The organism is Bradyrhizobium sp. AUGA SZCCT0222 (assembly GCF_018130205.1).
Lineage (GTDB): Bacteria > Pseudomonadota > Alphaproteobacteria > Rhizobiales > Xanthobacteraceae > Bradyrhizobium.
Genome location: NZ_JAFCLX010000015.1, coordinates 149,276 through 156,431 on the forward strand (window position 1 = coordinate 149,276; position 7,156 = coordinate 156,431).

8 protein-coding genes are annotated in these 7,156 nt (G+C 63.1%); 6 read left to right on the forward strand and 2 right to left on the reverse strand.

Features of this window, described 5'->3' with window-relative positions; translation table 11 throughout:
• The first annotated feature begins 64 nt into the window (after positions 1–64).
• The 5 genes from rsmI to JQ629_RS16070 all read left to right on the forward strand — a co-directional run bounded on the left by rsmI (position 65) and on the right by JQ629_RS16070 (position 3,985).
• The gene (rsmI, locus tag JQ629_RS16050) at positions 65–1,024 is read left to right on the forward strand and encodes a 16S rRNA (cytidine(1402)-2'-O)-methyltransferase (RefSeq protein ID WP_212413496.1); all 960 of its coding nucleotides are present in this window, start codon (positions 65–67) and stop codon (positions 1,022–1,024) included.
• Positions 1,011–1,424, forward strand: a complete 414-nt coding sequence (locus tag JQ629_RS16055) for a YraN family protein (protein ID WP_212413497.1) — start codon at positions 1,011–1,013, stop codon at positions 1,422–1,424. The genes rsmI and JQ629_RS16055 overlap by 14 nt, the downstream gene beginning before the upstream one ends.
• A 31-nt stretch (positions 1,425–1,455) precedes the next feature.
• Positions 1,456–2,403, forward strand: coding sequence for a glutathione synthase (gene gshB / locus JQ629_RS16060; protein WP_212413498.1), 948 nt, complete (start codon positions 1,456–1,458; stop codon positions 2,401–2,403).
• A gap of 155 nt (positions 2,404–2,558) precedes the next feature.
• Complete coding sequence (locus JQ629_RS16065) at positions 2,559–3,542, forward strand: MBL fold metallo-hydrolase (protein ID WP_212264134.1); 984 nt, start codon at positions 2,559–2,561, stop codon at positions 3,540–3,542.
• A 131-nt stretch (positions 3,543–3,673) separates the two neighbouring features.
• The gene (locus JQ629_RS16070) at positions 3,674–3,985 is read left to right on the forward strand and encodes a hypothetical protein (protein ID WP_212413499.1); all 312 of its coding nucleotides are present in this window, start codon (positions 3,674–3,676) and stop codon (positions 3,983–3,985) included.
• Positions 3,986–4,041: 56 nt separating this feature from the next.
• Here JQ629_RS16070 and JQ629_RS16075 read toward each other — a convergent pair whose 3' ends face one another.
• Both JQ629_RS16075 and JQ629_RS16080 read right to left on the reverse strand, forming a co-directional pair.
• Positions 4,042–4,434, reverse strand: coding sequence for a type II toxin-antitoxin system HicB family antitoxin (locus JQ629_RS16075; protein WP_212413500.1), 393 nt, complete (start codon positions 4,432–4,434; stop codon positions 4,042–4,044).
• Positions 4,435–4,513: 79 nt separating this feature from the next.
• Positions 4,514–4,702 carry a type II toxin-antitoxin system HicA family toxin gene (locus tag JQ629_RS16080; RefSeq protein ID WP_212413501.1) on the reverse strand — a complete coding sequence of 63 codons (189 nt, stop codon included), beginning with the start codon at positions 4,700–4,702 and terminating at the stop codon, positions 4,514–4,516.
• 168 nt (positions 4,703–4,870) lie between these two features.
• Between JQ629_RS16080 and JQ629_RS16085 the strand changes: the two genes are divergently transcribed.
• The gene (locus JQ629_RS16085; protein WP_212413502.1) at positions 4,871–6,409 is read left to right on the forward strand and encodes a YifB family Mg chelatase-like AAA ATPase; all 1,539 of its coding nucleotides are present in this window, start codon (positions 4,871–4,873) and stop codon (positions 6,407–6,409) included.
• Positions 6,410–7,156: the final 747 nt, after the last annotated feature.

A 7,156-nucleotide genomic window follows, 5' to 3' on the forward strand; every position in this document is an offset into this window, starting at 1 on the left:
AGTGACGCGTTTTCTTCACGCGAACCGGTATCCACTTCGCTTGAAAACGCTTTAGATTGGCATGATGCGCGCAAAAACCAGCTCCAACTACGGGTCTGAAGCCGAACCGGGTTCTGTGATCAGGACATTTTCGATTGGCGGCCATGTCCTGACCGCCCCAAAGCCGGTTCCCGGGCTCTATCTGGTGGCCACCCCGATCGGCCACCTCGGCGACATCACGTTGCGTGCGCTTGAAACCCTGGCCGGCGTCGACATCATCGCCTGCGAGGACACCCGCATCACCCGCCGCCTGACCGAGCGCTACGTGATCTCGGCGCAACTCAAGCAGTATCACGAGCATAACGCCGCGCTGGCGCGGCCAAAGATCCTGGAAAAGCTGGCGCAGGGCGCCTCGATCGCACTGGTCTCGGACGCCGGCACGCCGCTGATATCAGATCCCGGCTTCAAGCTGGTGCGCGAGGTCTGCGCCGCCGGCCATGCCGTGATCGCGATACCCGGCGCCTCCTCGGTGCTGACGGCGCTATCGGTCGCAGCATTGCCCACCGACCGGTTTTTCTTCGAGGGATTTTTGCCCGCCAGGCAGCAGGCGCGCCGCACGCGGCTGGCAGAACTTGCGCGGATCGACGCCACGCTCGTCATGTTCGAATCCGGCAACCGCATATCAGACACGCTGGGCGATCTCGCCGACATCATGGGTGAGCGCGACGCCGCGATCTGCCGCGAACTGACAAAACTGCATGAGGAGATTTCGCGCGCGCCGGTCGCCGAACTGGCGAAGCGCGCCGATACGCTGGAGACTCGCGGCGAATTCGTGCTGGTCATCGGCCCGCCCCGGGCGGATGCGCTTGTCATGACCGAGGCTGATCTCGATGACCTGCTGCGCTCCTCACTCGCGCAGGGCAGCGTCAAGGATGCGGTCGCGCATGCCGTCGAACTGTCCGGCCGCCCGCGCCGCGAGGTCTATGCCCGCGCGCTCGAGCTTGCCAAAGATATTCGGGATGGAGAGGACGATGGCGAAGACTGACGGCGCCACGCCGCCCGACGCGTCCACAAAAATCGCCGCGCCCGAGCGGGTCGCGGCGTTCCAGACCGGGCTTTCGGCCGAGACCCGCGCCGCCGCGTTCCTGATGGCCAAGGGCTACCGCATCCTCGCCAAGCGTTTCAAAACCCCCTATGGCGAGATCGATATCGTCGCCAAGAAGCGCAATCTGATCGCCTTCATCGAGGTCAAGGCGCGAGCCCGCCTCGATGACGCCGCCTATGCGGTGACGCCGCGCCAACAGGCCCGCATCATCGATGCCGCGCAGGCCTGGCTGATGGCGCATCCCGAGCATGCCGAATTCGAGCTGCGATTCGACGCCATCCTGATTGCGCCGCGGCGATTGCCACGCCATCTGTTAGCGGCATTCGACGCCAGCGTTTAAACCACCCCTTTCACAGACCCGGACCCGCCCCATGAAATTGAATGTCGCCGTCCAGATGGACCCCATCGCGCGTATCAACATCCGCGGCGATTCGACCTTTGCCTTATTGCTGGAAGCGCAGAAGCGCGGCCACGCGATTTCCTATTACACGCCGGACCAGCTCTCGCTGCGCGGCGAGGAACTGGTGGCGCCGGTGCAGGTGCTGACCGTGCGCGACGAGCCCGGCAATCATTTCACCCTCGGCGAACCCCACCGCACGGCGCTCAACGCTTTCGACGTCATACTTCTCCGGCAGGATCCGCCGTTCGATCTCGCCTACATCACTTCGACGCATCTGCTGGAGCGCATCCACCCCAAGACGCTGGTCGTGAACGATCCCGCCAGCGTGCGCAACGCGCCGGAAAAACTGTTCGTGCTGAACTTTCCGCAGCTGATGCCGCCGACGCTGATCTCGCGCGACATCAATGAGATCAATTCGTTCCGCGACGAGCATGGCGCCGTCGTCATGAAACCGTTGCACGGCCATGGCGGCGCCGCGGTATTTCGCGTGATGCCGCAGGACATGAACTTCGGCTCGCTGTTCGACATGTTCTCGGTCACCTTCCGCGAGCCCTGGGTGATCCAGCGCTTCCTGCCCGAGGTCAAACACGGCGACAAGCGCATCATCCTGGTCGACGGCGAATTCGCGGGTGCCGTCAACCGCGTGCCGGCCGCCGACGATCTGCGCTCCAACATGGTACGCGGCGGCGCCGCCCAGGCCACCGACCTCTCGCCGCGCGAACGCGAGATCTGCGCCACGCTGGGACCGCATCTCCGCGAGCGTGGCCTGCTGCTGGTCGGCATCGACGTGATCGACGGCAACCTCACCGAGATCAACGTCACCTCGCCCACCGGCATCCGCGCCATCGCCCGGCTCGACGGTCCTGACGTCGCTGCAATGGTTTGGGACAGCATTGAGGCGAAGCGGGCCGCGAAATAATCTTCTTCGCGCGGTTGTGCGCCTGCACACCACACCTGCACGCCTGTCAGGCGTCTAATCCTACTTGCCAATTTCGAGGCGCGGGAGCAGCCTGTAGCCGCGGATGAATCTGTCCGGCCACAACGCAGTTCTACAAAAACACTGGAGGAAGACGCATGACGATGGACGTATCGCGACGGTCCCTGCTTGCTCTCGGCGCGGGACTTGGTGTTGGCCTCGGCGCCTCGACCATGCTCGGCGGCAGCGCGCTCGCCAAGGCACCCAAGCTCGGCACGCAGACGCCCTACTGGCACCGCTTCGTTCTCGGTGACGCCGAGGTAACCGTGGTCTCCGACGGCCCGCTGCCGCTCGGCCCACCCAAGGGCACCTTCGTCGGCGTGTCCGACGACGAAGTGAAGAAGATGCTGACCGACAACTTCCTCGACGCCGAAAATGTCGTGCTCGAGCAGAATTCGCCGATCGTGAACACCGGCGACAAGCTGATCCTGTTCGACACCGGCATGGGCACTTCGAAAGCGTTCGGGGCGACCACCGGCCGCCAGCAGAAGAGCATGGCGGAAGCCGGCATCAAGCCGGGCGATATCGACGCCGTGGTGTGCTCGCATGCGCATATCGACCACATCGGCGGCCTCGTCGGCGCCGACGACAAGCCGCTATTCCCGAACGCGCAGGTCTACATCACCCAGAGCGATTTCGAGTTCTGGACCGATGAAGGCAAGCTCGGCAGTCCGCTGAAGGATTTCGTGATTCACGCCCGCAAGAATTTGATGCCGGTGCGCGACCGCATCGTCTTCATCAAGGACAACCAGGAATTCCTGCCCGGCGTGACCGCGATCGCGGCCCCCGGCCACACCGTGGGCCACACCATCTTCATGGTGAGCTCGAAAGGCAAATCCTTTGCCTTCCTCGGCGACCTCACCCACCACCCGATACTGCTGCTGGAAAAGCCGCGGATGCAATTCTCCTACGACTCGGATCCGAAGCAGGCGGCGGACACCCGCGTGAAACTGCTCGACATGATCGCGGCCAACAAGACCCCGGTCATGTCCTATCACTTCGCCTGGCCCGGCTTCGGTCACATCGGAAAGACCAGCGAAGGTTTCCATTACTATCCGTCGGCGATGGTGATGAATCTCTGAGCTGCAATTATTCGGGGCCGGCCGTGCTGGCCCCGAATACCGCCGGACTGAACCCGGCACTAGGGATCGACCCCAGACTGGCGTAAGCAAGGTTCAGTCAATCCTGACCCAATGCTATCTGGGAGAGCCCCTTGACCGACCAACCGAACCCCAAGCCGGGCGACCTTGTCTATGAAGACACCGGAGCCGCCGCCCCGCTGGTTTATTTCGACATCGTCGGCGCCTACGGCACCATGAACGGCTCGGTCGAGATCGAACTCGCCACCCGCATTCTCATTCCGAAGACCGATGGTTCGACCGAGGTAAAATTCATCTCCTCAGGCCGCCTGCGCTGCAGCCAGAACGCCGCCGTCAATTTGCGCAACGGCCTCGATGCCGCGCTGAAGATGCTGGAGCCGCCGGCGGCGAGTATGGCGGTGGTTGCGGCGAGTAAGCTGAATTGAGGGCGTCTTTCCTTCAGAGCCACGGGGGCTGTCACGTGTGCCGCCTCGCCTGGCAATTATGCAGCCATCACTTTCTTGGCGGCCTGGGCTAGAAACCCCGATCGTGTGAATCCTTCTCGTTCCGCGTACTGGTCAATTTGGTCAAGCACGTCCGCTGGCAGCGTAATGTTGATGCGCACGCTTTTCACGTTCGCGTTTGGCGCCTGGATTAGAACAGCAACGCCGTCCTTATTTTCCCGGTTGGCCATTATCTCTTCCAGCGAAGAGGGCTCAGGTACAGCTTCGCCATCCGCTGCCAGGCCCTCCAGATGAAAGGCGAGCGCTTCAGCCGCCATAGTTCGTGCTTCGTCTAGAGTGCTCCCAGCGCTGATCACGCCTGGAAGATCGGGGAACGATACGCCGTAATCGCTATCCGTATCCTTATGGATGAGGGCAATGAACTGCCGCATTTGTCTGCTCCTGCAGAGTGAGCCTCACTGGCTCTCAAGGTAGAGCCGCTCGGCTCTATTCACATTCGAATTCAGTCATTCAAGTAAGCTTTAGGCTGGCCTGCTTCTCGATGCTCCTAAGTGTCCCAATCGGGATGTCTTTCTTTGGGTGCGGGGCCGTCACGCGGCCCGGCTTTGTCGGATGCTTGAACTGGGCGTGGCTGCCCTTCTTGGCGACCTGCGTCCAACCGTCCGATAGCAGGGCTTTTATGATGTCCTGCGACTTCATGGTGTATTTATACACACTGAAACACTATTGGGAAGTGTATATAAATACACATCGCCAAAAAACGAGAGTCTGCCGCAAAACGTCGAGCTCCACTATCCCTGCTGTTCCCGTAATGTTCTTGCACATCTCACCCGGTTCCGCTACCCTCGGTAGAGGCAAGGGGTCGGCATGGTTCAGCGGGTTTCTACCGTAGCCTTCGAGGGGATCGAGGCCCGCGCGGTCGACGTGCAGGTGCAGGTCGCGCCCGGGCTGCCGGCGTTTGCGATCGTCGGCCTGCCGGACAAGGCGGTTTCCGAGGCGCGCGAGCGGGTGCGATCGGCGCTGATCGCCTCGGGGCTGGCGCTGCCGGCGCGGCGGATCACGGTCAATCTCGCGCCGGCCGACGTGCCGAAGGAAGGCAGCCATTACGATCTGCCGATCGCGCTCGGCCTGATGGCCGCGATCGGCGCGATCCCGCCGGACGCGCTCTCAGGCTTTACGGTGCTCGGCGAACTCGGGCTCGATGGATCGATCGCGCCGGTCGCGGGGGTGTTGCCGGCGGCGATCGGCGCCAATTCGCGCGACGAAGGGCTGATCTGCCCCGCTGCCTGCGGCACGGAAGCGGCCTGGGCCAGCCCGGATATCCAGATCATCGCGGCGAAATCGCTGATCCAGATCGCCAACCACTTTAAAGGCACGCAGCTGCTGTCGCGCCCGCAGCCGAAAGTGCACGAGCGCGAGGAAACGCTGCTCGACTTGCGCGACATCAAGGGCCAGGAGAGCGCCAAACGCGCGCTGGAGATCGCGGCGGCCGGCGGACATCATCTGCTGATGATCGGCTCGCCAGGCGCCGGCAAATCGATGCTGGCGGCGCGGCTGCCCTCGATCCTGCCGCCGCTGTCGCCGTCCGAGCTTTTGGAAGTCTCGATGATCGCCTCGGTCGCCGGCGAAATCCGCGACGGCGCGCTGACGGCGCGGCGGCCGTTCCGGGCGCCGCATCATTCCGCCAGCATGGCCGCGCTGACCGGCGGCGGCATGCGGGCAAAACCCGGCGAAATTTCGCTGGCGCATCAGGGCGTGCTGTTCCTCGACGAATTGCCGGAGTTCGATCCGCGCGTGCTGGACTCGCTGCGTCAGCCGCTGGAGAACGGCGAGGTCGCAGTAAGCAGGGCCAATCACCGCGTCACCTATCCGGCGCGCTTCATGCTGGTGGCGGCAATGAACCCGTGCCGCTGCGGCCAAGCCTATGAGCCCGGCTATTCCTGCAAGCGCGGACGGATCGACCGCTGCACATCGGATTATCAGGTGCGTATTTCGGGGCCGATGATGGACCGCATCGATCTGCGCATCGAGGTGCCGGCAGTGACTGCGGCTGACCTGATCCTGCCGCCGCCGAGTGAAGGCTCCGCCGAAGTCGCCGCCCGTGTTGCCGCCGCCCGCGACGTTCAGCTCGCGCGTTACGCGGCGGCCGGCATGCCGCATGTCCGCACCAATGCGGAAGCGCCGGCGTCGCTCCTGGAGACCATCGCGCAACCGGATGCGCAGGGACAAAAGCTGCTGCGCGACGCCGCCGAAACCATGAAGCTGACCGCGCGCGGCTATCACCGCGTGCTGCGCGTCGCCCGCACGCTGGCCGATCTCGACGGCGCGGACAAGATCGGCCGGCTGCATCTGGCGGAAGCGCTGTCGTATCGCGCATTGGCCGATGATTCGCGGCGCGCGGCGTAATCGGCTCAGCAAACGGTCCGTAGGGTGGGTGGAGCGCAGCGATACCCACAGCTTCGTCGCCAGCCATTGATGGGTATCGCGGAGCCTGTCATCGGGCGCGCATTCGCGACCCGTTGGCTCCCCCCATCCTACAAGATCTACATACCGAACGATCACCTATTGCACTCGGGAGTCAGAAAGCCGAAACAATCCAGTTGCGGTTGTTGCCTTAGGACTGTGCCGGACCCGCAGTCGCCAAGTCGTCACTCTGGCACCACGCAAGCCGTCCCGGCGGGCCGCTTTCTAATCTTGTCGCGACAAATTGACACGACGGGCAAATCAGTTCTGAGTTTCAGAAATCGTGTCAAGTAGAAAATTTCGGTAAATCAAAAATATTTCTGTTGTCGGCCGACCCAAATCAGTGCGCATCTATCGCCATCCCGTCCTGGTCAGAAGGGCGTCGGCCGTCGTCACGGACGTTGGACGGGTTGCGGTGGACGCTGGTTTACGCCTCGACGACGGCGTGGATAAGCGTACGGCAAAACCGTGTGGTCCTGGCGCCCGTTGCAGGCGTCAAGCTGTCGGAGAAGCGCAAGCGGGAACGGCGGCGACGGAGTCAACCAAGAACTCGTCTCCGGGGAGAGCACGGCATAAGCCGTAAAGCCACTGCGCAGGGAATGTCGGATGTTCTCCGCTGCCCTGTATGCTCGTGTGCATTTTGTTTTGTGCAAACCGCACGCGAGACCGCGGGTGCAGCGCGCATCCGGT